The 22,090-nt window shown below is 63.8% G+C and carries 26 protein-coding genes and 7 tRNA genes; 11 read left to right on the forward strand and 22 right to left on the reverse strand.

Going from position 1 to position 22,090, the window contains the following annotated elements:
• The first annotated feature begins 77 nt into the window (after nucleotides 1–77).
• From VN11_RS13220 to VN11_RS13250, 7 genes are all read left to right on the forward strand, one after another.
• Nucleotides 78–476, forward strand: a complete 399-nt coding sequence (locus VN11_RS13220) for a heavy metal-responsive transcriptional regulator (RefSeq protein WP_053450073.1) — start codon at nucleotides 78–80, stop codon at nucleotides 474–476.
• A gap of 102 nt (nucleotides 477–578) precedes the next feature.
• Nucleotides 579–654, forward strand: a tRNA-Ala gene (locus tag VN11_RS13225).
• 54 nt (nucleotides 655–708) lie between these two features.
• Nucleotides 709–784: transfer RNA gene (locus VN11_RS13230), tRNA-Glu, on the forward strand.
• Between the two features lie 184 nt (nucleotides 785–968).
• A tRNA-Ala gene (locus VN11_RS13235) sits at nucleotides 969–1,044 on the forward strand.
• Between the two features lie 48 nt (nucleotides 1,045–1,092).
• Nucleotides 1,093–1,168 (forward strand) — tRNA-Glu (locus tag VN11_RS13240).
• Nucleotides 1,169–1,213: 45 nt separating this feature from the next.
• Nucleotides 1,214–1,289, forward strand: a tRNA-Ala gene (locus VN11_RS13245).
• Nucleotides 1,290–1,337: 48 nt separating this feature from the next.
• Nucleotides 1,338–1,413 (forward strand) — tRNA-Glu (locus VN11_RS13250).
• Between the two features lie 60 nt (nucleotides 1,414–1,473).
• On the opposite strand, the gene VN11_RS13255 is transcribed toward VN11_RS13250, so the two are convergent.
• Nucleotides 1,474–1,890, reverse strand: coding sequence for a GNAT family N-acetyltransferase (locus tag VN11_RS13255; RefSeq protein WP_053450074.1), 417 nt, complete (start codon nucleotides 1,888–1,890; stop codon nucleotides 1,474–1,476).
• A gap of 77 nt (nucleotides 1,891–1,967) precedes the next feature.
• On the opposite strand from VN11_RS13255, the gene VN11_RS13260 reads away from it, so the two are divergent.
• Nucleotides 1,968–2,924: an SOS response-associated peptidase family protein gene (locus VN11_RS13260; protein WP_053450075.1), complete on the forward strand. Its 957-nt coding sequence runs from the start codon at nucleotides 1,968–1,970 to the stop codon at nucleotides 2,922–2,924.
• Nucleotides 2,925–2,969: 45 nt separating this feature from the next.
• Here the strand turns inward: VN11_RS13260 and VN11_RS13265 are convergent, their stop codons facing one another.
• Nucleotides 2,970–3,167 carry a hypothetical protein gene (locus VN11_RS13265; protein ID WP_006461763.1) on the reverse strand — a complete coding sequence of 66 codons (198 nt, stop codon included), beginning with the start codon at nucleotides 3,165–3,167 and terminating at the stop codon, nucleotides 2,970–2,972.
• A gap of 69 nt (nucleotides 3,168–3,236) precedes the next feature.
• Nucleotides 3,237–3,617 carry a response regulator gene (locus VN11_RS13270; RefSeq protein WP_049458821.1) on the reverse strand — a complete coding sequence of 127 codons (381 nt, stop codon included), beginning with the start codon at nucleotides 3,615–3,617 and terminating at the stop codon, nucleotides 3,237–3,239.
• A gap of 132 nt (nucleotides 3,618–3,749) precedes the next feature.
• On the opposite strand from VN11_RS13270, the gene VN11_RS13275 reads away from it, so the two are divergent.
• Nucleotides 3,750–3,835 (forward strand) — tRNA-Leu (locus tag VN11_RS13275).
• A 91-nt stretch (nucleotides 3,836–3,926) separates the two neighbouring features.
• Here VN11_RS13275 and VN11_RS13280 read toward each other — a convergent pair.
• From VN11_RS13280 to VN11_RS13290, 3 genes are all read right to left on the reverse strand, one after another.
• Nucleotides 3,927–4,433, reverse strand: a complete 507-nt coding sequence (locus VN11_RS13280; RefSeq protein ID WP_053450076.1) for a hypothetical protein — start codon at nucleotides 4,431–4,433, stop codon at nucleotides 3,927–3,929.
• A 541-nt stretch (nucleotides 4,434–4,974) separates the two neighbouring features.
• On the reverse strand, nucleotides 4,975–5,403 hold the full coding sequence (locus VN11_RS13285; protein WP_053450077.1) for a BLUF domain-containing protein: 429 nt from the start codon (nucleotides 5,401–5,403) through the stop codon (nucleotides 4,975–4,977).
• Nucleotides 5,404–5,577: 174 nt separating this feature from the next.
• Nucleotides 5,578–6,192 (reverse strand): hypothetical protein, encoded by a 615-nt coding sequence (locus VN11_RS13290; RefSeq protein ID WP_053450078.1) that lies wholly within the window; start codon nucleotides 6,190–6,192, stop codon nucleotides 5,578–5,580.
• Nucleotides 6,193–6,253: 61 nt separating this feature from the next.
• On the opposite strand from VN11_RS13290, the gene VN11_RS13295 reads away from it, so the two are divergent.
• Nucleotides 6,254–6,553, forward strand: a complete 300-nt coding sequence (locus tag VN11_RS13295) for a hypothetical protein (RefSeq protein ID WP_053451337.1) — start codon at nucleotides 6,254–6,256, stop codon at nucleotides 6,551–6,553.
• A gap of 617 nt (nucleotides 6,554–7,170) precedes the next feature.
• On the opposite strand, the gene VN11_RS13300 is transcribed toward VN11_RS13295, so the two are convergent.
• On the reverse strand, nucleotides 7,171–7,605 hold the full coding sequence (locus VN11_RS13300; RefSeq protein WP_053451338.1) for a BLUF domain-containing protein: 435 nt from the start codon (nucleotides 7,603–7,605) through the stop codon (nucleotides 7,171–7,173).
• 212 nt (nucleotides 7,606–7,817) lie between these two features.
• On the opposite strand from VN11_RS13300, the gene VN11_RS13305 reads away from it, so the two are divergent.
• Nucleotides 7,818–8,177: a hypothetical protein gene (locus tag VN11_RS13305; protein ID WP_053450079.1), complete on the forward strand. Its 360-nt coding sequence runs from the start codon at nucleotides 7,818–7,820 to the stop codon at nucleotides 8,175–8,177.
• Between the two features lie 53 nt (nucleotides 8,178–8,230).
• Here VN11_RS13305 and VN11_RS13310 read toward each other — a convergent pair whose 3' ends face one another.
• From VN11_RS13310 to VN11_RS22535, 15 genes are all read right to left on the reverse strand, one after another.
• Nucleotides 8,231–8,590, reverse strand: a complete 360-nt coding sequence (locus VN11_RS13310) for a hypothetical protein (protein WP_053450080.1) — start codon at nucleotides 8,588–8,590, stop codon at nucleotides 8,231–8,233.
• 1 nt (nucleotide 8,591) lies between these two features.
• Complete coding sequence (locus VN11_RS13315) at nucleotides 8,592–13,610, reverse strand: host specificity factor TipJ family phage tail protein (protein ID WP_238581809.1); 5,019 nt, start codon at nucleotides 13,608–13,610, stop codon at nucleotides 8,592–8,594.
• On the reverse strand, nucleotides 13,610–14,005 hold the full coding sequence (locus tag VN11_RS13320) for a hypothetical protein (protein ID WP_053450082.1): 396 nt from the start codon (nucleotides 14,003–14,005) through the stop codon (nucleotides 13,610–13,612). The genes VN11_RS13315 and VN11_RS13320 overlap by 1 nt, the downstream gene beginning before the upstream one ends.
• A complete protein-coding gene (locus VN11_RS13325) occupies nucleotides 14,005–14,466 on the reverse strand; it encodes a DUF1833 family protein (RefSeq protein ID WP_053450083.1) in 462 nt (153 codons plus the stop codon). Before VN11_RS13325 ends, VN11_RS13320 begins: the two co-directional genes overlap by 1 nt.
• Nucleotides 14,463–14,819, reverse strand: a complete 357-nt coding sequence (locus tag VN11_RS13330) for a hypothetical protein (protein WP_053450084.1) — start codon at nucleotides 14,817–14,819, stop codon at nucleotides 14,463–14,465. The genes VN11_RS13325 and VN11_RS13330 overlap by 4 nt, the downstream gene beginning before the upstream one ends.
• Nucleotides 14,820–14,882: 63 nt before the next feature.
• Nucleotides 14,883–18,473, reverse strand: coding sequence for a phage tail tape measure protein (locus VN11_RS13335; protein WP_053450085.1), 3,591 nt, complete (start codon nucleotides 18,471–18,473; stop codon nucleotides 14,883–14,885).
• 51 nt (nucleotides 18,474–18,524) lie between these two features.
• Complete coding sequence (locus VN11_RS22290) at nucleotides 18,525–18,923, reverse strand: hypothetical protein (protein WP_148564978.1); 399 nt, start codon at nucleotides 18,921–18,923, stop codon at nucleotides 18,525–18,527.
• Nucleotides 18,924–18,959: 36 nt separating this feature from the next.
• Nucleotides 18,960–19,202, reverse strand: coding sequence for a phage tail assembly protein T (locus VN11_RS13340; protein WP_238581810.1), 243 nt, complete (start codon nucleotides 19,200–19,202; stop codon nucleotides 18,960–18,962).
• Between the two features lie 80 nt (nucleotides 19,203–19,282).
• Nucleotides 19,283–19,630 carry a hypothetical protein gene (locus tag VN11_RS13345; RefSeq protein ID WP_008265925.1) on the reverse strand — a complete coding sequence of 116 codons (348 nt, stop codon included), beginning with the start codon at nucleotides 19,628–19,630 and terminating at the stop codon, nucleotides 19,283–19,285.
• Nucleotides 19,631–19,633: 3 nt separating this feature from the next.
• Nucleotides 19,634–20,086 carry a hypothetical protein gene (locus tag VN11_RS13350; protein ID WP_053450086.1) on the reverse strand — a complete coding sequence of 151 codons (453 nt, stop codon included), beginning with the start codon at nucleotides 20,084–20,086 and terminating at the stop codon, nucleotides 19,634–19,636.
• A 67-nt stretch (nucleotides 20,087–20,153) separates the two neighbouring features.
• A complete protein-coding gene (gene gp17, locus VN11_RS13355) occupies nucleotides 20,154–20,492 on the reverse strand; it encodes a tail completion protein gp17 (protein WP_053450087.1) in 339 nt (112 codons plus the stop codon).
• Nucleotides 20,489–20,890 (reverse strand): HK97-gp10 family putative phage morphogenesis protein, encoded by a 402-nt coding sequence (locus VN11_RS13360; protein ID WP_053450088.1) that lies wholly within the window; start codon nucleotides 20,888–20,890, stop codon nucleotides 20,489–20,491. The genes gp17 and VN11_RS13360 overlap by 4 nt, the downstream gene beginning before the upstream one ends.
• Nucleotides 20,883–21,230, reverse strand: coding sequence for a phage head completion protein (locus VN11_RS13365; RefSeq protein WP_053450089.1), 348 nt, complete (start codon nucleotides 21,228–21,230; stop codon nucleotides 20,883–20,885). Before VN11_RS13365 ends, VN11_RS13360 begins: the two co-directional genes overlap by 8 nt.
• Nucleotides 21,230–21,538 (reverse strand): head-tail connector protein, encoded by a 309-nt coding sequence (locus VN11_RS13370; protein ID WP_008267712.1) that lies wholly within the window; start codon nucleotides 21,536–21,538, stop codon nucleotides 21,230–21,232. Before VN11_RS13370 ends, VN11_RS13365 begins: the two co-directional genes overlap by 1 nt.
• Nucleotides 21,538–22,029, reverse strand: a complete 492-nt coding sequence (locus tag VN11_RS22535; protein WP_187299770.1) for a hypothetical protein — start codon at nucleotides 22,027–22,029, stop codon at nucleotides 21,538–21,540. Before VN11_RS22535 ends, VN11_RS13370 begins: the two co-directional genes overlap by 1 nt.
• Nucleotides 22,030–22,090: the final 61 nt, after the last annotated feature.

Here is a 22,090-nt window from a genome sequence, read left to right on the forward strand (position 1 = left end):
GCGCCTCCGGGCCAGGTCTTGACCCTTGACCAGACTCCAGGCTTCACAATGACCTGCAGCACCTGCAGGAATCCGCCATGAACATTGGACAACTGGCCCGCCAGGCTGGCGTGCCGATCGATACCGTCCGCTACTACGAGCGGCAGCAGCTGCTGCCGACGGCGGCGCGCTCGGCCGGTGGCTACCGCATCTTCGGCGAGCCGGACCTGCGCAGGCTGCGCTTCATCCGCCGCGCCAAAGCGCTGGGCTTCAGCCTGGACGAGATCGGCGAACTGCTCGCGCTCAGTGATCGTCACTCGCAGGACATGGGCAGCGTGCGCGACACCGCACAGGCCCGCCTGCAGGACATCGCGCAACGGATGGCCGAACTGCAGCGCATGCACACCGCGCTTTCGCAGCTGGTCGACGCCTGCCCCGGGCATGGTGCGCTGGATCAATGCCCGATCCTGGCGGCGCTGACCGGCGACAACGCGTAGCCACCGCGACAGGAATCTGCCGCGCAGCGTGCGTGAAGAAAAGTGCAACAAATGCTTGCCAACCCCCGGGGGCAAGGCTATTATTTCGCTCCTCAGCGACGTGGGGCCATAGCTCAGCTGGGAGAGCGCCTGCATGGCATGCAGGAGGTCAGCGGTTCGATCCCGCTTGGCTCCACCAATCTTTCGGCATTAGGCCGTCGAAAGGTCGCTAAAGAACATTGATGAGAATTGCGTCCCCATCGTCTAGAGGCCTAGGACATCACCCTTTCACGGTGGCGACCGGGGTTCGAATCCCCGTGGGGACGCCACTCATCACGAACAACGAGGACCCGGCCGATAACCGGGTCTTTTTTGTTCACCGCCTACCGGCATTCAGGTTGTGGCGTTGCGGTTCCCCTGCCCCTGTGGCTTCGGATGAACCTGGACGAAAAAAGTTGAAAAAAGGCTTCCACAAACGTGAACACGCAGGTATGATAGGCGGCTCGGTAACACGGGGCCATAGCTCAGCTGGGAGAGCGCCTGCATGGCATGCAGGAGGTCAGCGGTTCGATCCCGCTTGGCTCCACCACTTTCGACATTAGGCCGTCGAAAGTTCTACAACTTGAAGTTTTCGTGCGTCCCCATCGTCTAGAGGCCTAGGACATCACCCTTTCACGGTGGCGACCGGGGTTCGAATCCCCGTGGGGACGCCAGTTTCAAACGGACTCTGCTCCCGGCAGATCATCCGAGGTTTCATTGGGGCCATAGCTCAGCTGGGAGAGCGCCTGCATGGCATGCAGGAGGTCAGCGGTTCGATCCCGCTTGGCTCCACCACTTCGACATTAGGCCGTCGAAGGTTCTACAACTTGAAGTTTTTCGTGCGTCCCCATCGTCTAGAGGCCTAGGACATCACCCTTTCACGGTGGCGACCGGGGTTCGAATCCCCGTGGGGACGCCAATTCTTGAGAACCCCGGCTTCGGCCGGGGTTTTTCTTTGCCTGGAATCCAGGCACTCATTTCAGAACCGCCGATACATCCCGATCGACGCCGGCGCGGTGGGCGCGAAGCCGAACTGTGCGTACAACCGGTGCGCTTCACCATCGGCCAGCAGGCTGACGTACGCCGACGGCGGCAGGCTGGCCCGCATCCAGTCGTCCAGCCGCCGCATCACCTCCTTGCCCAGGCCCTGCCCCTGAAGGCGCGGCAGCACGGCGATGTCGCAGACCTGCAGGTGGCAGCCGCCATCGCCGACGACGCGGCCCATCGCAACCAGCTCATTGCCCTGGTAGGCACATACGCCGAACAGGGTGTTGGGCAGTGCGCGCGCAGCGGCTTCCTGATGCTTGGCACTGAGGCCTGCCAGTACACGCAGCCGGCAGTAGTCCTCGACCGTGGGCACGGCTTCGCGGAACTGGCAGGTGGCGGATTCATTCATGCGGCATCTCCTGATGGGTCGGGCTATCCTGCCGCATCCACGTCGCAGCCGCTGCGACCCACACCGGCAGAGTTCGCATGTGCTATTCCGCCCTGATCCGCGCCGACTACGCCAAGCTGGTGCGCGAGTTCGGCGCCATTCTCTCGCTGGAGGAATTCGCCGAGCTGTACGCGCACGATCCCGGCAAGAAGCGCCCGAAAACCCCAAAAGCCATGGACGACGGCTTTGCCGGCGCGCGCACGGAACAGGGCCGCGACATCGTGGCAAAGATCCAGCAATGGCATGCGCAGGAGCAGCAGGCACTGGAGGCCGAGCTGGCCCGGCAGCGCGAACGACGCGATATCGCCCACGCCACGCTGGCGACCCGCCCCACCCAGAAGGCGCGCAACGACCTGCGCGTGGCCGGCAACCGCATCGAGCGCGCGCAGGCCCGGCTGGAGGATCTGCATCGGGTGCAGCTGCTGCCGCGCGACAACCGCATCTTCCCGGGCACCTACGCACCGGTCATGGTCAGCGACAACGGCCAGCGGGTGATCAAGCCGATGCGCTACCAGTGCCGGCTGCCGGACACGCCAGCACGCAACGACGTGCTCTACCCCGGCACCTACAATGCACGGCGCGACAGCCTGGAAGGCTACTGGCGCGGCGCATTCGGGCTGCGCCATGGGGTCGTGGTCGTGCAGGCGTTCTATGAGCACGTGCCACGCCACGCCATCGACGCACGCACGCTGGGCGCCGACGAGAAGGAACAGGACGTAGTGCTGGAATTCCGCCCCGATCCGCCACGCGACCTGCTGCTGGCCTGCCTGTGGGCAGAGTGGGAAGGGCCGGAAGGCCGGCTGCTGTCGTTTGCCACGATCACCGACGCCCCGCCACCCGATGTCGCCGCCGCCGGGCATGACCGCGGCGTGGTGCCGATCCGCCGGGAGCACCTGGACGCCTGGCTCAATCCGGACCCGGATGACCTGGCCCTGCAATACCGCATCCTCGACGACCGCGAGGACATCCGCTACGTGTACGACGAAGCCGGATGAACACCACGCGCCTATGAAAAACCCCGCCTGGGCGGGGTTTCTGGATCAGGGGTTGCCGCCGCACATCGCCTCTTCGCAGAAGGCTTGTTCCTGCAGGCACTGCTCGACCTCACCGCCGCGCGCGATGCAGCTCTTGTAGAGCTGGAAGCAGGGCTGGCCGCACCATGCGGCAGTCGCGGTACCACCGAAGACCGCCATCGAAAGGACACCCGCGGCAACCATGCGCTTGATCCACTTCTTCATGCCACTCTCCTTGTAGGCCTGAGCATTCAGGCCACGGCAGCATACGCCGGTCCTCTGCGCCGGGGCCAATCAGGCCTTGATGCGGGAATGCCCCACCGCGCGCACCAGCGCCTGGGACAGATCCACCGACAGGTACGGCTTGACCAGCAGCACCCCGGCCAGCATCGACGCTGGCAACTGCTCGGCCAGCATGCCGGTGGCCAGCACGAACGGCACACCGCGTGCCGACAGCGCTGCCGCCACGGGCTCGCTGGTCTCGTTGCGGGCCAGGCGATAGTCGAGCAGGGCCACGTCCGGCGCCGAATCCTCCAGCAGGCGCAGCGCTTCGTCCACGCTCGCCGCCAACCCGACCACGGTCGCGCCGGCATGCACCAGCTGCATCTGCAGCAGCGCGGCACTCATTTCGTCGTTCTCGACCACCAGCACCCTCAGGTCCTGCAACACTGTCATCGGCTACCGCTCCTGGAGGTATTCACGCCGCCGCAGTATAGCCATCACGGGGCCGATGCCGACAGGAAGCGCCCCGAATGGCCCTGCCCCTATGAAAGCCCTGCCGACCTCGGTTACACTCACGCGCTGCCTGCCGGTGTGGCGGAATGGTATACGCAGCTGACTCAAAATCAGCCGGGGGTGACCCCATGAAGGTTCGAGTCCTTTCACCGGCACCATAACCCCTTGCAGCGCAAGGGCTTCAACGAAAATGGCGTAATGGAGTCGTGAATCTTCCGGCTCCGCCTTTTTTCTTAACTCCCCCTCTCGCTACACGCCGCGCTGCATCTGCTGCAGCCCTGCCCTCACCCACGCCTTGCGCGCGTCCTTAGGGCGGGGTTTCGTCGCTGGCGGCTTGACCGGTTCCAACGCTTCCTTGACTCGCGCCGTGGCAGTGGCCGTTGCCTCAGCTAGGCGCAGGGCCTGTTGCTGCTGCTCGCGGGTCGGCGGCAGGCCGGGCAGCGGGTCGAGCGGTTCGCCCGGGGTCATGTCCAGTAGACGGGCAACAGCCGCGCGCAGGCGCATCTCCGGGTAGAGCCTGGCCGCACACCAGCGCTCGGCGTAGCGCTTGCCCTGGGCGATGCTGGCGGCCCGTGCTTCCTTGACCTGCCACATCTTCCGGGCGTCGAGGCGGACGCGCGCGCCGCCACCCTTGCTGAGGCTGACATTGGCGATCTGGCGCCCGTTCCACCACAGCACCCAGCTTTCCCCCATGTGAACCCAGCCAGCGGGAACGGGAGCGGTGCGGAAGCCTTGGTAGCCGCGCGAGGGAAGCATGGCCGGAAGAATACGGGCGACGGTCTCACACTCTGCGATGGCGCTCGACGTTCCAACTCGCTGTGATGAACAGTTCACCTTGGATGTCGCACACTGCAGCCTCGCGGCTCTTCTCCGGTGCAGAATCCTTTGCGCCCGTGTCCAGCCTTTGAACGGCACGGCTATGCACCCTCCCAATGCCTTCAGGATCCATTCGATCCTGCCCCTGCTTGCGCTCAATGGCGCGATCACCCGCTTGGAGCAGGTGCGATCAACCTGCAAGAACTGCGGACTGAGGTCCTCACTTTGCGAGGGTGCAGGCCTTCAAACCGATCTGAAGGGCACCACGCTCACCTGCCCAGGTTGCGGAGCCACGGGTTTGATGGATGAAATCGAGACCTGGCATCACTGGCTTGACCAGTGCCGTCGCGAAAGACTGCTAGCGCAGTTCGCCCCTACGCCAGGTGATCCGCTCGATACTGGAGACACAAAATGAACGACAGCGGCTCCGAACTATCGATGGGTGCCTAGACAGTTCGGATGGGTGCCAGTGCGGCGCTGCTCAGGCAGCCTCCGCGAACGGTTCGACAAGCGCCACCAGCATCTCCATCGCGGTGGCCGGGGCAACCTCATTGCCTCCCCGCTGCAGGAAGCCAGTCCAGTCGGCTCGCACCAGTTGCACCAGCTCCGGCGGCGCCAAGGGGATGCAGCGCATCGGCCAGTATGGAAGCCTGCGCTGCCCCACGCGTCCACGCGCAATCTCGATCAGGTTCGTATGGCTGGCGGCCCCAGCAGCTCTGGAGAAGGCCACATCCAGACCGTCCTGGGGCCCCTCCATGTAGGAGAGGAACCGGCTTCCATCAAACAACGTCACCCCGGTCACTCCTGCTCTGCGGTTGAACCGCTCCGCGTCCGCCATGACCTTCAAAAGGTGGGCCTGGGTCAGGTCGCTGACCGCCTCGCTGACGAATACAACCGCCTTGTTGGGCATGGCACGCTGCTCCGGGCCTGTCGGGGAGTCCGAGCGTAGAGCTGACCGCGTAAGCGTCGCGTAGAGGCCGCCAGATCGCCGTCACAGTTCTGGCAGGCTACACGTCTCGCGGGTGTCGCCGACCGTACTACCTCCGGCCAGGTGCAGCCGACTCGTCGAGAACAGGCCAGATCGTTAAATCGGCCCGAGATCCCTCACCATCGCCTGCCCCTTCTCCAGGAAGCCGGCCAACAGCCGGCCTCCAGCTACCTGTCGCCCTACCCGTTCATTGAGCCATCTAGCCTGGACCTTGCCAGCCGCAAGAACGTCGGCTGGAGCGAAGCTATCCGGCCTGCCAGCCAGCGGTTCCCCAGGAGAAGCCAAGCCCCCATCGAGGGGCTGCACTATCGTTGGCCTGGAGCTGTCGCTCTTCGCATACGCTGTGGCCACCATCCGGCCTCTCTTCGGCGACCAGCCACCCAGCACCAGCTCGGTCCCAAGCTTTTCGATCGGCAAGCGAGCCTCGGCTGCCGCTCTCACGTAATTCGGCCATAGTTGATCCACTACCAGGCCCAACTCGGCGGAGAGCTGCTCCATCGTGAAATCAGCACGGAAGCTCGCCTGCAGAGCCAGCTCGTAGATGCGAAGGAAGAACTGCGTGGACCCGCGCGCAGCCAGCACAAGGTTGTGCTGCGGAATCAGCAGCAGCTTCGCGCCAGAGGAATGGGCGCCGGTCTGGACATCCTCTGCCAAGGTGTCAACAGCAACGAGGAGCTGGTCAGCACGCAGCAAAACGTTGAGGATGCTCATTGTGTACGCCAAGTGGCCCGTACGAACTATCCATCCCATTCATGCGCAAGTCGAGCCCCCCATGACACTCACCCTGGAGCAAATTGCTGAACGACTGCGCTCGTGCGAGGTCGATCTGGAAGCCCATCGGGCCTACCTCAAGGCGATGGAGTACGCGCTTGGCGCTGCCATCGCCACCCACAACGATCCGCGATCACTGGCCCGAGTGTGGGAACTTATGCTGGTAGAAGCGGCGGACGTTCATGCCGGCACCGACGGCCCGGTTTTCACCGCTGCCCTTCAGCAGTCTCTTCGGATGCTGACCGATCAGATTTCCTCGATCGACCCTGGGGCTACCAATCAACGCCCAGTAGATCAGTAAGGATTCGCTCAAGCGCGGCGGCGGCCTCCTGCTGGGAGTCCACTTTGATCGAAAGGCCGCTTTGCGACGGACCGGGCCTGGTCTCAAACCGCGTAATGGTGCCGCCCCCGCGCCCATCCACCTGGACCCTGGCCGTTATGGTTCTTCCCCTGGCGCTAAATATCCAATCTTGAAACTCGTGCATCTGTACTTCTCGGTGTGGGCTTCACAGGATAACTGCCGCCACGTGATGCGAGAATCATCCAAGGTGACACCCCCACTCTAGGTGTTGACCCGGGATTTCGCCCGCCATGCTCCTGTCTCAACGTCCCTGCGTAGCGCCCACGTCTTCGCGGGGATCTTCGCGCCACGAGCTGTGAGGTACTCCGGCATTGAAAGAAGAACCTCTTCCCCCCTCACAGAGCAACTGGTCGAGAGGACGACACCATCACTCAACTCCACCAAGCACGTGGTCTCACCGTCAGTTCCCGGGAGACTGCCAGAGAGATCGGCGGTAGCCCCGGGATAGATGTGTGTATGCGTGAACTCAAAGCGCATCGATCTGTTCCCTACCGCCCTTGATCGCTTATACACCCGAGGACAGCACAAGGGGCTAACTCCGGGGGAGCCGCAGCAATTCAGGATGCCGCCGCCTCGCGGCATTGCGCAACCAGATCGGCGAGTTGCTCCATGCCGGTAACGGGATCAAACCGGCCTTTCAGCCGCTGGGAGAAGTTGGTCCAGTCGGCGCGGACCAAGGACTTAAGCTGAGAGGCGGTCACCCGCATGAATAGCAATGGCTGTTCCGGGAAGCGGAGCTGCTGAACAGTCCCTCGAGCGAGCTGCACAAGCTCTGAGTGGATGGCCAATGACTCGATGTAGACCAAAGTCGCAGCTACCGAACTGGCGGTCCCCTCGAGGTAGGTAAAGAAGCGGCGTCCATCGAAGCACACAACCGCTCGCGATCCACACGCCTCGTTGAACCTGGCCCCAGCGGCCATTAGGTCGGCAAGCCGGCTTTCACCCACCTCTTCGACAGCAGAGCTTACAAACACAACTGAACACTTCAGCATGCGGCACAACCTCGAATTCAGAGGCGAGCGTATGCCCAGCCATGTGCTCAGCGCGTGCAGGAAGCAAAGCAACAAGCGGTGCACAGTCACGGGATTTCCACGCTTGCAGAACTACGCTCCGCACACCACTCAAGACTGAGTGGCCGTGAGCTGCATCAAGCCGCCGCGCGTACCTCGCAGGAAGCGATCAGCCATGACACTGTCGCCCCTGAATGATCAAAAGCAGTCCATTACACGCGCCGCCCTTCGAACCCAACTCCCCTCAGTTCGTCTGGAAAACCAGGTTCAAGGACAAATGTGTCTATACCGGTTGCGGAGTTGGCCTGCCTGGGCGGATTGAGAGCGACAAAAGTGCCGAGATCCGCGCAACCAAGCAGGCGCTTGCCGCACAGCTTGCGCACGTTCGGCTTTCGCAGTGCCACGAGGTGTTCGTGCGAAATACGACGGCCGCCCTGATCACTGTCCACCACTTTCTTTCTGAAGCAGCGGAGAAGGATGCCGTCTTCTTCCTTTGCGCAGATGCAGAGGTCGCTGGGCAGATCATCGACACTCTCAACATCTGCGCGGAGTAACACGTCGAGCCACTTGGCCGCAGCAGCAGCCGGGGGGGGTGACGGCTTAGCCGTCACCCCCCGCCCTCATCCAGCGGCCCGACGATCTCCGGCGCAGGCGGGCTCTCCGACTCCCACACTCGATCCGTCGCGGCCTTGATTAACGCCATCAGCTTCCAGCCAGGCTCGGTGATCTGCTCGCCGGTCTGCGGGTGCGTGAAGGTGTACTCGCCCGCCAGCAGGTCACGGATCGGAGCGCGCACCGTGCGGTCATAACTGCGGGTGTTGACCTGACCCGTGGCCGGGTTCCAGTCCACGCGATCAAAGAAAAACAGCACCGGGCCGTCATTGGCCCGGAAGTCCCATTGCACATCGATCCGGGTCGCCAGCATCTCGACCCGGTTGTTGTTGCTCTCGGAAAGAATCGGCGACATCTCATTGCTCCACGGAAATGATGCCCAGCGTCTGATTGATCACCACACCGACTGTACCTCCGCTCGCCGTGCCGGTGGCCACGTTGCGGGTGACGATGATGGCCCGGTAGGTGAACTGCTCGGTGCCGGGGGTGTTGTCGGTGAAGGTGTGCGAGCCAGCCATGCGCGAAGTCAGCTGCGACGGCCCACCCTGCTCGTTCAGCACCTCATAGTTGCCCGTGACGTTGAAGTCGGTGATGAACTGCTCGGCACCATTGCCCACCCGCCGATAGATCGCGATGGTGGCGTTCACCGGCCCGGAAACCCCGGTCCACCGGCCCGTGTTCGCCGTGTCGGTCTTGGTCATGTCGTAGCTGACCACGACGTTCTTGGCGCGCCCCAGCGTAGAGAACGGCCCGTTGACGATCTCGGCGTTGCCGTTGGTCGAAGTGGTCTGCACAGCGTTCTTGAGCACGCCGGCCGACAGGCTGCCTCCGAAGTACCCATTGCCCTGGTTGTCGATCCAGAACAGGCCGTTCGCCTTGCTCGCGTTGGCCGGGTTGGAGCCCACACCGATCCACATCATCAGGTCGTTGGATACACCGAACGGCTTGCCGTGCACCATCATGTAGGCCCCGGAACGAGTTACCCACCTGCCACTTCCGAAGGTTGTGCTGCCCGTATTGTTGGGGTCAACGATGCTCAACACGTCAGCAACAAAGCTGATTCGGCCAATGGTGCCGTCGTTGACGGACGTCATACCGATGGCATTGCCATTCACGTCCAGCGCCCAAGTGTACTTGGCAAACATGGTCGACTGGCCGTTCTCCAGCGTCGTCGCCCGCACCTCCATGGACTGCATAGCCGTGGCTGTGTCGGAGGTGGTGACTTCATCGCTCCAGGGAGTCGCGGAGGGGCCACGCTCCAGTTTCAGGCGACGGAACGACATTACCTCGCCCGTGCCTTCGCAGATCACACCGGCCAGCAGCCGAGTAGCGTCCGGCGGCACATCGATTGGAACATTAAGCGCCTGCCAGACCCCCAGCTTGGAGCGATCGGACAGCACGGTCACCGAACCAATCAAGCCGCCGGCGTTGTATGCGCTGAGCACCAACCGTGCATTGCCGACCGAGCCATTGCGGAACACCTCTCCCGACAGGTAGTGAACGCCTGCCGTCGGGCTCTGCACGTACTGATAGCAACTGTCACTGCCGCTGGTCGGCTGGATCGCAAGGAATGGGCCGTGCGACGCATAGTTCAACGGCGCGCCGTTGGTCGGCGTACCGCCCCAGCCCGTCAGCCCATTGCGCCAGCTGGGGTTCTTCAGCATGTTCGGGTTGGGGTTCATCCCCACCGACAGATGGGTGATGGCCGAACTGTTGGCCGTCACCGAGTCCCCGAGGTTGCTGACCTGGCTGGCCAACTGCTGTAGCCCCGCCGCAGACGCTTTTCCCTCCAGCGCGGCATCGGTCGTGTTGAGCCGCTCGCCCAACGCACTGTCGCGAGCGACACTGGCCTGCTCGACTGCAGTCACGCTGGCCGTGCTTGCCTTGCCGCCCAAGGCCGCGTTGGTGTTGTCGAGGCGCTGGGACAAGGCCGCGTCCGCCTCCGCCAGCGCGTTAATCTGGCTGGCCACTTGCCCTGCGCTGGCAGCCTGGCCACCATCTGCCGGAAGCTTCACCACAACGGCATCCACGCGGCTGGCCTCAGCCGCGATGTCACTGGCGTTCTTCGTGGACATGCTGATGGCGGCCGCCAGCGCATCGCCCACCGAGGTGTAGTCGCCGATGGCCTCCCACACAGCCGGATTGGTGCCCGGCTCTACGTCGACATTCTCGGCCAGCGACCGATACAGCGTTCCAGCGCGGCGCACGAAGTCGCCGGCCGAGTAGGTCGTGCCGGCCGCCCATTCGTCGGCGCCGACAATGTCCTCCAGGATGCCGTTGAGCGCGGCGACCTGCTCGTCGGTGTACTGACGTGCCTTGCCCACGGCTTCGTTCACTGCGGCCACGTCGCCGGCCAGTCGATCGATGATCTCCTGCCCCACCCGCTGGTTCGCCCGCTCCGCCTCTTCCCACGTCTCCTGCATCTGCTCGCCGAGGTTGTTTCCCAGCGTCTTGACCACCACGCGCATGCCGGTGGAGAGCTCGCCCGAGGTGTTCACGCTGCGGCAGGCAAACGTCCAATCCCCCGATTCCGGAATGACCGCTTCGAAGGGCGCCGTGTGGTAGCCGGTTTCGCCAACGGGCGTCATCGCATTCCAGTCCGGGCTCATGTCCTTTCCCGGCATGTAGCGGATCTCGACGCCGGCAAAGTCTGCCGACCGCGTTGTGTCGCCCAGCCAGCCCCAGGTGTAAAGCCGCACACCGCCGCTGCGTTCTTCCACGTCGAACAGGTCCACCAGCACCGGCGGCACATCGGCGCCCTGCGTGGCATAGGTCACCGTCACCGCCACGCCGGCCTGCCCGTCAGGGCTGTAGGGCCGCACGGTGATCGGATACACGCCGGCACGCGGAATGCGCCAGACGGCCGAGCGCGTGGTGGTCGAGGCGACCTGCTCCAGCTCCGAATTCTGGTCCAGGTCCGACAGCACGCGGATCTCGCCCACCGGCCCGGTGATATCGAACGAAGCCTGCAGCTCGGAGAACACCGTGTCACCCTGCACCACCTGGCGCTCGGTAATCCGCAGGTTGCTGGCAACCGGCCGGCTGCCCAGCTGGGAGCCGTTTTCCGGCGGGATGTACTCGCCGGTCTTCACGTAATGCCAGTATTCCGGGCCCTCGGCCACCACGTCGACCGCGGCGCCCTTGAGGTCGTTCTCCGGCTGAATGCCTACCACCCGCACGCGGTAGCCCGGCGTCTGCTTGAAATCGTAGATCCAGATCGTGTCCCATGCCGGGTTGCTGTCGGTGTTTCCCGGCAGCTCGGCATCGGTCGGCCAGGGATCGGCCAGCTGCAGCTGGTCGCTCTCACCGGTGAAGGGCACGACCCGCAGGACGCGGTACACCCGCTCGCCAGGAATGCGAAGGCCGATGTAGGCGCTGCCCTGCGCGGGCGCAGGCACCGGCACGTCGAGCTGCAGCGTCACGACTCGCCCCGGCCCCATCGATGCGGACAGCACCTGGCCGCCAAAGCCCCATTGCGTCAGGTCGTGCTGCAGCGCCAGCACCGACATGCGGCCGTAGGCCAGGTGCTCGATATCGGTGCTGTAGCTGATCGACTTGTACTGGTACAGGCTCTGCGCCAGATGCCACCGGGCCAGCATGGCGGCATGCGCCTCGCTGGTGACGCCCTCGCCGGTCACCTGTGCCGGGTTGAGCATGGTCGTCACGCCTGGCGCAGGCACGCGCAGGGTCTTTGCCTCCCACGTGGCACGGTCCAGGTAGCTGTACTCGATGCCGTCGGCGCCGTTGGCCAGCGTGTACTCGACCTGGAACTGCCCCTTCTTGATCGTGGCCATGTTGACCACACCCGAGAGCGGCTGCTCATCGGCGGCCCACACCACGGCCAGACGGCCCTTCGGCCATGCGATCTGGCCGAAGCCGGCCAGCGCGACCGCGTCCATCACCGCCTGGTGGTTGCGCTTCTCGGCTACCTGGTAGTCGTAGCTGAAGCCATTGGCCGCGCAGTGCAGCATGAAGGCCTTGAGCGCCTCCACGTCGATCTGGCTGTCGGGCAGGCCCATGCCGGCAATCCGAACGCCCTGCGGCGACTTGATGCCGCGGGCATAGGCCAGGATCTGCGCGCCGGGGTTGCTGCTTTCCTCGGTGACCCAGCCGATGGCGTCGCCCTTCCACACCGGGATCGGGAAGGAATGTGCAACACAGCGCAGCTCGTCGGGGCTGCCGTTGAGCTGCCCGGACGCCTTCATGCGGATGCCGATGCGCGGGATGCCGTCATAACTGGCCGTGTCAGGCAGCACACTGACCAAGTTGGTCCAGCTGAAGCTGGCCTGCGCGTTGTTCCCGTCGGTGTTCAGGCCCGCAGTGCGGACCCGCACTTCGTACTGGCCGGCCGGAACATCGAGGCCATAGGTCGCGCGCCGGGACTTCTGCGTCCGACCGGCCACGGTGTAGTTGCCGAACACACGCCAGCCGCTCTCGCCCACTGCGCGGTACTGGATCTGGATCTGCTCGCGGTTCTCGTAGTCGCGGCCCTTCTTGTCCGCATCGAAGATGCGGAAATCCATGTTCACCTGCAGGCGGATCGCGCCGGCGGAGCTGGTGCGCTGAACCCAGTTGCTGGGCGTGTGCTTGGGGTCGCTGCTGGTGTCCAGGATCACACCACCGTCGACGCTGCCAGAGTTGCTGTACAGCGGAATGGCCTCATCCGGCATGCTGGGGAAGCCGCTGTGCCAGACCTGCACCCCCTCATAGCTGCTCAGCAGGGCGTCACCGTTGTACAGCTCGTCCACGCGGGCCACGTTGAGCCCCGGAGTCAGCACAAGCGACAGGTACTGCTCGTCACCCTCATAGTTCATGTACGGCTTGCTGGCCACGTCCGGCGCGATGCGCACCGTACCGAGCACGAACGACAGCGGCTCATAGGCACGCATCCGATTGCGGGGCGCCGAAATGGAGAAGAGTGTGTCGGCCGGAGCCGAGGCAGCAGCGCTGGGCAGCTTGGGACCGAGAACCTTGTTGATCAGCAGGCTGCCGGCAGCGTAGACAGCCGCGCGCGCAAGCGTCGTACCCAACACCGTGGAGGTGCCGATGCTGAAACCTGCAATGGCTGCACCGCCCAACGTGAAGTAAGCCAGTGCGACCTGGGCCACCAGCCGGATCGCGCTCTTACCGACCACGCCCCGGATCTCGATCACCTGGCCATGCTTCGGGTAAACGTTGCTCCACAGATGCCGCTCAACCGACCGGCCGCCGATAGTTACGAGCCACGCCTGCCCGCCCAGACCTTCCACATGGCGCTCAAGGAAGGCATACAGGCTCTCACCCGGGCGCAGGTCGGCCTGCAGGTTGCGTTGTCCATCCAGCATCACCGGATGCGGGGTGATGATCAGACGGCCGGCATCGGTAGGCGTGTGCATCAGGCCCATGCGTAGTAACCCTCGATTCGCAGCCCAAAGTCGGGCAGATCGCGCACGCGGTGCAGCACGCTGCAGCCGTTGCGCTCGTTGCTGTGAAGGACCCAGCCCTCATGGGCCAGGAAAAAGAAAACCCCGGCATGGCCGGGGTTTCGGTGTCCCTGATCGAACATCAGGACAAGATCGCCGTCTTCGGGTGGTCCGTCTCGCAGGTGCGCGTAGGGCCGCGACAGTGCCCCCAGCTCAGCCGCGCCCTGCAGCCCGCGCGGGCGACGCCCCGGTAGGGTGATCACCCTATTGAACAGCTGCAGCTGCACGAGCACCACCAGGTCGGCGCAGTCGAATCCGTCTTCGTCGTAGGGGATGCCCACGAACTTCTCCACCTCGGCCAGGCGCATCAGAAGATCCCCGGCAGAGTGTAGGGATTGGCCCGCAACGTCACTGCCTGCTGGCGTGTCAGGAAATCCACCCCGAGCTGCGCCGAAGCCGTGCGGGTATTCACCACGACTTGCGTCATCGGCAGGTCGTAGCTGGCCTCAATCACATTGGCATCTGCCCGGTCGGTGATCATGAGGCGCGCCGTCACCAGCTCCCCCGGCTGCAACCGCTCCAGGTCCTCGGTGATTGAACGGCCCACGTTGTCGAGCACCAGCTGCGCGCGCGGCGCCTGCCCGCCCACATCGTCGGGCAGCTTGAAGCCGAACGGGAATCCCGTATACACGTTGCCCTGGCTCACCCAGTCGCCCGTGTCGTTGACGATGCGCAGCACCTCCACGAACGACGGGGCGCTCAGTTCCAGTAGCAGCAGGATGCCCGTGGTGTCGTCAGTGCGCTGCCGGCGCTCGGTGAACGTACTCATCGCAGGTACTCCAGTACCAAGTCGCGCTTGGCGAATCGAAACAGCGTGTTGAGCGGCTGCAGCTTGCCGATCTTGCCACCCTGGAAGCGAGCACGAATTATCTGGCCCGTGCGGGGATGCTCAATGTTGAACCAGCCGATTCGCTTGAGGTTGTCGAAGTACCAGGCTTCGAAGTCGGCCACCGTCTGCGCCGAGCGGAACTGCACCGACGCCCCGATGGTCTGCATGACGTGGGTGTTCAGCAGGCGCTGCCGCGGCACGCCGCGTTCCATCTCGGTGCGCTCGACCGCGGGGTCGAACTCCTCACCGTAGTCCGCAAAGCGGATCTCGGCATAGCTGGGGAAGGTCTCCATGTACTCCTCGCTTCGAACAATCAATCTCATAGAAACCGGCGTGGGAACCCCGCGCCGATCCACTCAGCCCATCGCGTCCTGCCAGCCATAGCGGGCTTGGCCGACCCGGCCCCACGAACCGCCATCGAGCTCCTCGTTGCCGATCTGGACAATCAGCTTTCGGATCTCGGACCCATCTGGAAGCGTTTGCGATTCCTCTCGCTGCTGGACCTTGCTTCCGCTGTAGTTGTGGATCTCAACGGACGGTCCGCCTTGGCCACCCTGCCGGCCGCTCAGCGCAACACGAGCGGGAACCTGTCCACCGATGCCGCCAGCGTCGTAACCTCGCCTCAACGCCGCGCGCAGGGCGTGAAATGCCGATGGCCCCCCCAGTGCCCGCATGTCGTCCTGGTTGAGCACGCCCTCGCCCTTGTGGACGAGTCCGGCCGGCTCCAGTCGCCCGCCGTAACCGGTGAAGCCACCACCGTCGAACCCTGGGATCTGGATCCGCTCCCGCTGTACCGTTCCAACCGGCCCGGCAAAAGCGTTGAATCCGGCGTTGAACAGCGCTGATGTGGCTTGCTTGGCCGCGATACGAGCCAGGTCCGCAATGATCGAGTTGGCCAGCTGGCTGAAACTCAGCTTGCCGGTCATTTCGAAGTTCACCAACGCATCCTCCATTCCCTGGAATGCGTTGGTGAACGCCTGATTGCCCAGCTCTGCTGCATTGGCCGCCTGGGAACGATAGTCCTCGAAGGCACGGTAGGCACCCAACGACCAATTAGTGATCGAACTCTGACGATCCGCCTGGTACTGCGCCTCCCGCTGCAATGCCTCCTTGTGGTACTTGTCCAGCTCGTCCAGCTGCTGCGCGTACTGCTTGCTGGTATAGCCGTTGCCATTGTTGGCGCTGGCGTTGCGGTCATTCAGCGCTGACAGCCGGCGGTCGTACTCTTCCTTGAGCTGCAGCTGGCGGCGCATGCGCTCCATCTGCTCACTGCCAGTGCCGATGCCGGCCAGGTCGATCGCGTTGGCCTGCTGCTGGGTGACGGCCGCCTCGTTCAGCTCCTTCTGGAGCCGCAGCATGTCCTGTGCGGCCTTCTTCGCAGACTCCTGCGCCGCAAGCGCCTTACCCTGGGCCACCGCCTCCTCGAGCAACGCCTTGACGCGCTTCTGCTCCTCCTCGCTCAGCTTGCTCTTGGCCGAGGCCAGCTCATTTGCGATGACCACCTGGAGCTTCTGCGCCGCCGTCATGTCGTCGGTCAGGCCCATCTGCTCCTTGTCGAGAGCTATCTGCCGCTTGATCCGATCGGTGATCGATGCGTACTGGCTCTGCTGGGCTTTGCCGTCAGCGATCTCTGAACGGGCGGCCCCAGCCCTGGACTTCTTCTCATCCTCGAGCTGCTTCATCCGCTCAAAGTGCGCCTTCTTCCGCGCAGCCTCAGCATTGAAAGAAGCGCGCTCCTGCGGCGTCAGCGCTTGCACACCTCCATTATCGTTGATGACCTTGCCTTGCTCGGCCATCCATGCCGCGTACTCACCCTTGGACTTCTTGATCCACTCGACCTGATCCTTCCAACTATCAGTTCGCAAGCCTGACAACATTCCTTGGATCGCGTTTCCTGCGTCCACTGCACGTCGGGCCGCCTCTGGCAGCGCCGCCAAAAACTCCTCCAACTTCTCCTTCCCAAGCGCTGCTGCTGCCTTTGCAGCCTCGAACAACTCCGGCGTCAGCCGAGATCGAAGAACGGTCGACATTTCGTCGAACTTCGCTTGAGTCGGCGCCACCTCCTCTTGGAACTTCTTCAGATCCGCCTTCGCGTCAGCGAGGCGCTCCATGTCACGAACAATCGTGAGCCCAGCCCCCTCGCGCGTGGACGTTCTCCCTTGATCCAACAGCGCTTGATAGTTGCGGACCGCGGCCTCAAGCGCCTTCGCCCGTTCCTCCGACTGCTTGATCTTCTGCGCAGCCTCATTCCATTGTCCGATAAAGTCCTTGAGTGACACTTCACTACCGAACTTCTGAAATCTCTCCGTAACATCAGATATCTGATAGGCCAGAAGACCTAGAGACTTAACCTGCTGTGCGTACTCCTCCCTCGCTTGTTGGGACTTGCGCACCATATCCATGTACGCAATGCCGACACCACCAATGGCGATCGCTGCAGCACCCCACGGGCCACCAGCCAGCGCCAACAGACCGCTACCGGCACTGCGCAGTCCGCCAGCCAGCATTCCGCCGAGTGAGGATGCCGACGCCGCAGCGGCCTCCCTCCCGCGCGCCGCGGTGAGGTTGTTGGTTGCTACGGCAGCAGCCTCTTGGGCCAGGATCAGCCGCCCCTTCGCCGCGGTAGCTGCTGCATCTGCTCGCGTTCCAGACAGAGATGCTGCGTTGTACTCGCGCTGGGCCCGCTCAAGGTTGCGTTGGGCGACAACCACTGCGGCTTGAGCCTCCTTCTGCGCCCGCAGGTTGGCAGACAGAGTTGCCGCGCCCTGCTGGTGTTCTAGCGTCCGTTGTGCGGCTTCGTGGGCAGCCGCAGCCACGGCCAACTGGCCCCGAGCAGTATCCTGGGCGGCTGCAGCCTGGGCTTTCCACGTCGTGGTAAGGCGTACAGACTCCCTTGCCTGGTTGACTGTTGCGGCAGCCTCCTTGACACGCTCCCGCGCGACGCTTGCCAAGTCCGATGCCTGGCTGGATGCAGCCATCCGATCTGAAATCGGTGCGGCGACAGCGCTATATGCCTTGCCAGCACCGACGCCGACGAGACGGCCAGCGATGACACCCGCAGCCACCGTCGCGGCACCGGCGACGTTCTCCAGATTCTCGGCCATGAATCGAACGGACGAGATTGCGGCGTCGCTGAACACCCCGCCGCTGGCCTTGACCTTCAAGTTGAACCATGCAGTGGAAAGGCGATTCAGCTCTGCGCTCAGCCCTTTTGCAGCCTCCTCTGCTCCAGTGCCGGAGGCTTCCAGCGCCTTGATCATCGCCGGCAGGTACTTCTGGACGCTCAGGTCGCCGTCCTGCAGAAGCTTGTCGAAGGACTTGCCGGCAAGAGCAGTTCCTTCGTTCATCTTGGCAACCGCCTGGATGAAACGGGGCACGATGCCGGGGATGGCTTCGCCAAGCTGTTGCCGGAGCTCCTCGGCCTGGAACTTGCCCTTGCTGAAGGACTGCCCGAGCGCCGTGGTGGCTCTTCCCATCTGCTCACTGGTCAAGTGCATCACTGTCGCCGAGCGCGACAGTTGCCGGAACAGCTCCTGCTGATCCTTCATGGCTATGCCGTTCGCGGTGGCGGCCGCCGACATGCTGGTGAAGCTCTTGCCGGCCTCCTCCAGATTCAGGCCAAGGTCCTTCGCCGTCTGCGCGACGAAGCCGTAGGCCTTGTCTGCGGCTTGGGCCGACCCCGTAGCACCCATGAGGCCGTAGTGGATTTGCTGGATCGACTTCTGCGCATCCAAGAGTGCCAGCACGCCACTCTTGACCGCTTCGAAGCCTACGAAGCCAACCGCCGCCTTGTTGAGGTTCGCAATGGAAACCGCTGTCTGTGAGGCCTCCTTACGGATCAGGCCAAGCTGCTGCGTGGTGGTGCGAGCAGAATTCACCATCTCGGCGCGGTAAGCAGCGGTGTTCGCCCGCAGCTGTACGTCGATGGTTGCTGCGGTAGAAGTCATATCAGGATCCCATAAACAAGAAACCCGCCTTTCGGCGGGTCCTTAATCGGTTCAGAATTGTCGAGCAGGTGGCGTGATCACCTTGCATTGACCTGTCTGGATATAGCCCTTCTCAGGTTTTACCTGACCATTCTCCAGATACTTGTATTCATAAGTGACGCTCAGATCCACGCGATTGATTCTGGTGATCATAAGAAAAGTCTGGCTACCGTTCCTACCCCAATCATGGTAGTCGCGCCGCATATAGCGTACTTCCGTTGGGTCAAACGAAGCATCCGCGCTGAATGACCCACCCTCGGTCTGAGTCGCCGTCCCATTGTTCTCGTCAAGCGTTACTTTGAAGCCCGTTCGATCCCCTCCGCTACCAACGTAGCAGGAAAGGTAAATCGGGCTCGCAAGTGCGTTCCCGGACAGTAAGGCTGCAACTACTGCTATGAGTGCTCTCTTCATTTCCCGTCTTCCATGGTTGACGGGGGCGATGTTAGCTCAATGAACGGAGTTCCTTGCCGACGCCGCCTGGAACAGCTCGGCGATCTGCTGGGCCCTGGCCGCACCCTCGTCCACCGGCTGTGGAGGCTCCCGAACCAAGAGGAAGTCCTTCGGGCTGGTCTCGTTGCCATGGACCCTGGCCAGCACGTCGGTCAGCTGGGCCAGCATGTCCTGCAAGGGCTGGTCCAGCGGCTCAACGCGCGCGAAGGCGTACATCTCCGTCAGCTGGCGGGAATCCATTCCCGCCAGCATGTGGTCTGGATGCGGGTAGCCGAGGCGCCACGCGATCCGAAACTGAAGCCGGCGCTCAGGCCGGCTTGTCAGTTTTTTTCAGCGGCCTCGATGGCGGCATCACCCAGGGCGTTGAGCTTCTGTGCGGCGCGGAACACGCGATCGAGCGCCGCGGCCGACTTCGCACCCAGCTGGGCTACGTCCTTGTCGGTGAACAGGCGGTCGCCCTTCTCATCGACCAGGCACAGCGCCACGAAGCGGGCGCGGAAGTCCTCGGTCTTGGTCTTCTCACCGCCGTAGGTGTCCTGCTCCCACTTGTCGCGGTCGCTGGCGGACATGGTGGAGATGCGGACGGTGCCGCCCCACTCCTTGACCTCCAGGTCTTCGGTCTTGCGGTCGGAGGCGGCGAGGATCTGGCTCTTGTTCAGCAGGGTCATGGCTTACGGTCCGGTCGGAAGAGTGACGATGGTGAAGTCGCGCGGCAGCAGGTCCGCAGTGAAGGTCAGCACGGCATTGGTGCCCGGGGTCACGTTGAAGCCGGCCACCTTGCCAACGAAGGTGGCGGCGTCGCCGGTTGGCAGCACCATCAGGAAGTGCAGATCCTCATCCGGATCCGCATCGCGCAGGATCTCCTGGCCGGCCGACTTCCCCACCGGCCAGCGGTGGCCGGCAACCTGCACGGTCTGGCCGCCAGCCAGGCCGGCAATGTTCTCGACCTGCGTGGATTTCAGATTGGTGGCGTCCAGCGTGTTGGCCTGGCCACGGCCGAACGGGAAGCCCGTCAGGCCATCGACCTCGGTATAGCCGGCCGGATCGTTCGGGGTCGTGGGCGCCTCGCCCTTCTTCACGTAGAGCGCAGAGTCCTGCGCGGAGATCGCTTCGTTCTTGGCCATGGTTGGCTCCTTGGGGTAAAGAAAAGCCGCCCGGAGGCGGCCTGTTGGTTGCAGAGGTGGCGGGCGATCAGGCCCAAACGGTTACATCGAAGCTAGCGCGGTGCAGCGAGGTGTCCGCCTCATAGTCATCGGGGTTGTCGGTGATCTCGCCGACCTTGAGCAGGTCCGGAAGGCCATCCTTGAGCTGTTCAGCAAGCTCCCTCACAGGCCCCTTCTTCGGCCCCCACACATCGATCTGGAACGTGCCCCGCTCCGCACCAGCGCCAGAGTTGAGAGTGGCGTGCCGCCTGCCGCCAGCGCGCTGGTACGTCACGTACAGTGCCGGCCGGTCCTTCGGCGCAGGAAACGGGTAGAACGCCGCGGTGATCGTGCCCGCGGCTGCTGCGAGGCGAAGATCGAGGTTCATCGGCGGGCCCTCCGCATCTCGTCCTGGATTGCCTCTCCGAGGGCGTCACGCATGGTGCCAACCGCCTCCTCGGTCTTGGACTCCGCCGCCGGGCGCATGAACGGCCAGGCGGCCATCTTCGATGTGCCGTACTCGCCAAACTTGCCGTAGAAGGCCGACCGAGGCACCTCCACAGCGAACCGCATCCAGCCCTCAGCGTCGCTACGCTCCCGCACCCGGATGGATCGCCGAAGCTTGCCCTGCGCGATCCTGACGCGGTTGCGCGCGTCGTTTCGGACCACGATGGCGCCGCGACGCATGCCCTTTCGGAGCGCCCGGCGGGCGGCCTTGTCCGAAAGCTCGAGCAGGGCGGTCTCCAGCTCGTTCAGGCCCGAAATTTGGACATCGAAGTCAGACACGTCTGCACCTCGCGATAAGGTTCATTTCGTCAGGGCGTTCACCGTCGCGTACGGCGATGACCGTCATTGGAACACCGGCCCGATCCCCCGTCTGGCGCACTACCTGCCATTCCTCGGCGATATCGCCCCTGTGTCGAATGGTCAACCAGCGCAACACGGGGGCGGTGATCGATCCAGACTCGACTCCGAGGACGGCGGCCGTTCCCCGAAGGGAAAGCGGCTCATCACCGCACATGACCTCGCCTACGTTGACGAACGTCAGCGATTCCTCGCCGTACTCGTCACGTGTCTTCTCGGGGCGCTGCAGCAGAAGCCTCCAGCGCAGTTTTCCAGCACGCATCAGAATGCCTTCCTGTACCAAAGGAGGCGCTCTACGCCGAACTGGATCTCGGTCGAGACCTCGCCGACGATGACCGCCTCGCGGTTGGATACCCAGTGCCCGACCAGCAGCAGAGCTGCCTGCACCACGTCCGGTTCCAGCTTCAGCTGGTCGGGCCCGACAGGCTCACCCTCGACCAGCTTCCGGTCGCAATGCTGCTCGATATGCGCCAACGCAGCTGCCACGTACTGCTGCAGCAGGGCGTCGTCCACGTCGGCAACGATGTTGCACTGCTTGCGCACCAGTTCCAGGTCGAGGGTGACGGCCATTACGCGGGATCCTTCTTCTGGGCTTCAGCCAGCGCCGCTGCCAGGCGGGCAGCGCCCCAACGACGGTCGAACTCGACGCCTGCGGCTTCCAGCTGCTGGATCAGGAGCGCCCGCTCATCGGCACCGCCCTGGTCGGAGGTCGGCGCACTGCCAACGGTGGCATCGGCGGTGGTGGTGGTGGTGGTCTGGCCCGCACCATCGGAGCCTTCACCACCGCCCGTCTGCGTGCTTGCTGCGCCTGTCGCGCCGTCGTTGCTGGCTGCGTCGACCACGTCGCGGCCATCGCCCTGCTTGACTTCACTGGGCGCGGCCGGCTTCGTCTCCCGGGGCGCAGCGCCCTCGTGGATCTGCACTACCAGGCCCTTTCCGACCAGCGCGTGTCCGTATTCCGGATCCACGCCGTCGAAAACGTCGTCAGCCTTCACATCGGCGGATGCGGCGTTGAGCTTCGGGGCGTCACCGCGGAAGCCCCAAACAGCTTTGATCTTCATGTTCCTGCTCCGTATCGGAAGAGAGAAGCCGGCGCAATGCCGGCTTCGTTCGGGATCAGCT

Source organism: Stenotrophomonas maltophilia (assembly GCF_001274595.1).
Taxonomy (GTDB): domain Bacteria; phylum Pseudomonadota; class Gammaproteobacteria; order Xanthomonadales; family Xanthomonadaceae; genus Stenotrophomonas; species Stenotrophomonas forensis.

Bases quoted from the DNA above. Each gene is read 5' to 3' on its own strand.
- VN11_RS13220 (WP_053450073.1), top strand. From the start codon at position 78: ATGAACATTGGACAACTGGCCCGCCAGGCTGGCGTGCCGATCGATACC.
- VN11_RS13255 (WP_053450074.1), bottom strand. From the start codon at position 1,890: ATGAATGAATCCGCCACCTGCCAGTTCCGCGAAGCCGTGCCCACGGTC.
- VN11_RS13260 (WP_053450075.1), top strand. From the start codon at position 1,968: ATGTGCTATTCCGCCCTGATCCGCGCCGACTACGCCAAGCTGGTGCGC.
- VN11_RS13265 (WP_006461763.1), bottom strand. From the start codon at position 3,167: ATGAAGAAGTGGATCAAGCGCATGGTTGCCGCGGGTGTCCTTTCGATG.
- VN11_RS13270 (WP_049458821.1), bottom strand. From the start codon at position 3,617: ATGACAGTGTTGCAGGACCTGAGGGTGCTGGTGGTCGAGAACGACGAA.
- VN11_RS13280 (WP_053450076.1), bottom strand. From the start codon at position 4,433: ATGCTTCCCTCGCGCGGCTACCAAGGCTTCCGCACCGCTCCCGTTCCC.
- VN11_RS13285 (WP_053450077.1), bottom strand. From the start codon at position 5,403: ATGCCCAACAAGGCGGTTGTATTCGTCAGCGAGGCGGTCAGCGACCTG.
- VN11_RS13290 (WP_053450078.1), bottom strand. From the start codon at position 6,192: ATGAGCATCCTCAACGTTTTGCTGCGTGCTGACCAGCTCCTCGTTGCT.
- VN11_RS13295 (WP_053451337.1), top strand. From the start codon at position 6,254: ATGACACTCACCCTGGAGCAAATTGCTGAACGACTGCGCTCGTGCGAG.
- VN11_RS13300 (WP_053451338.1), bottom strand. From the start codon at position 7,605: ATGCTGAAGTGTTCAGTTGTGTTTGTAAGCTCTGCTGTCGAAGAGGTG.
- VN11_RS13305 (WP_053450079.1), top strand. From the start codon at position 7,818: ATGATCAAAAGCAGTCCATTACACGCGCCGCCCTTCGAACCCAACTCC.
- VN11_RS13310 (WP_053450080.1), bottom strand. From the start codon at position 8,590: ATGTCGCCGATTCTTTCCGAGAGCAACAACAACCGGGTCGAGATGCTG.
- VN11_RS13315 (WP_238581809.1), bottom strand. From the start codon at position 13,610: ATGCACACGCCTACCGATGCCGGCCGTCTGATCATCACCCCGCATCCG.
- VN11_RS13320 (WP_053450082.1), bottom strand. From the start codon at position 14,005: ATGCGCCTGGCCGAGGTGGAGAAGTTCGTGGGCATCCCCTACGACGAA.
- VN11_RS13325 (WP_053450083.1), bottom strand. From the start codon at position 14,466: ATGAGTACGTTCACCGAGCGCCGGCAGCGCACTGACGACACCACGGGC.
- VN11_RS13330 (WP_053450084.1), bottom strand. From the start codon at position 14,819: ATGGAGACCTTCCCCAGCTATGCCGAGATCCGCTTTGCGGACTACGGT.
- VN11_RS13335 (WP_053450085.1), bottom strand. From the start codon at position 18,473: ATGACTTCTACCGCAGCAACCATCGACGTACAGCTGCGGGCGAACACC.
- VN11_RS22290 (WP_148564978.1), bottom strand. From the start codon at position 18,923: ATGAAGAGAGCACTCATAGCAGTAGTTGCAGCCTTACTGTCCGGGAAC.
- VN11_RS13340 (WP_238581810.1), bottom strand. From the start codon at position 19,202: ATGGATTCCCGCCAGCTGACGGAGATGTACGCCTTCGCGCGCGTTGAG.
- VN11_RS13345 (WP_008265925.1), bottom strand. From the start codon at position 19,630: ATGACCCTGCTGAACAAGAGCCAGATCCTCGCCGCCTCCGACCGCAAG.
- VN11_RS13350 (WP_053450086.1), bottom strand. From the start codon at position 20,086: ATGGCCAAGAACGAAGCGATCTCCGCGCAGGACTCTGCGCTCTACGTG.
- gp17 (WP_053450087.1), bottom strand. From the start codon at position 20,492: ATGAACCTCGATCTTCGCCTCGCAGCAGCCGCGGGCACGATCACCGCG.
- VN11_RS13365 (WP_053450089.1), bottom strand. From the start codon at position 21,230: ATGCGTGCTGGAAAACTGCGCTGGAGGCTTCTGCTGCAGCGCCCCGAG.
- VN11_RS13370 (WP_008267712.1), bottom strand. From the start codon at position 21,538: ATGGCCGTCACCCTCGACCTGGAACTGGTGCGCAAGCAGTGCAACATC.
- VN11_RS22535 (WP_187299770.1), bottom strand. From the start codon at position 22,029: ATGAAGATCAAAGCTGTTTGGGGCTTCCGCGGTGACGCCCCGAAGCTC.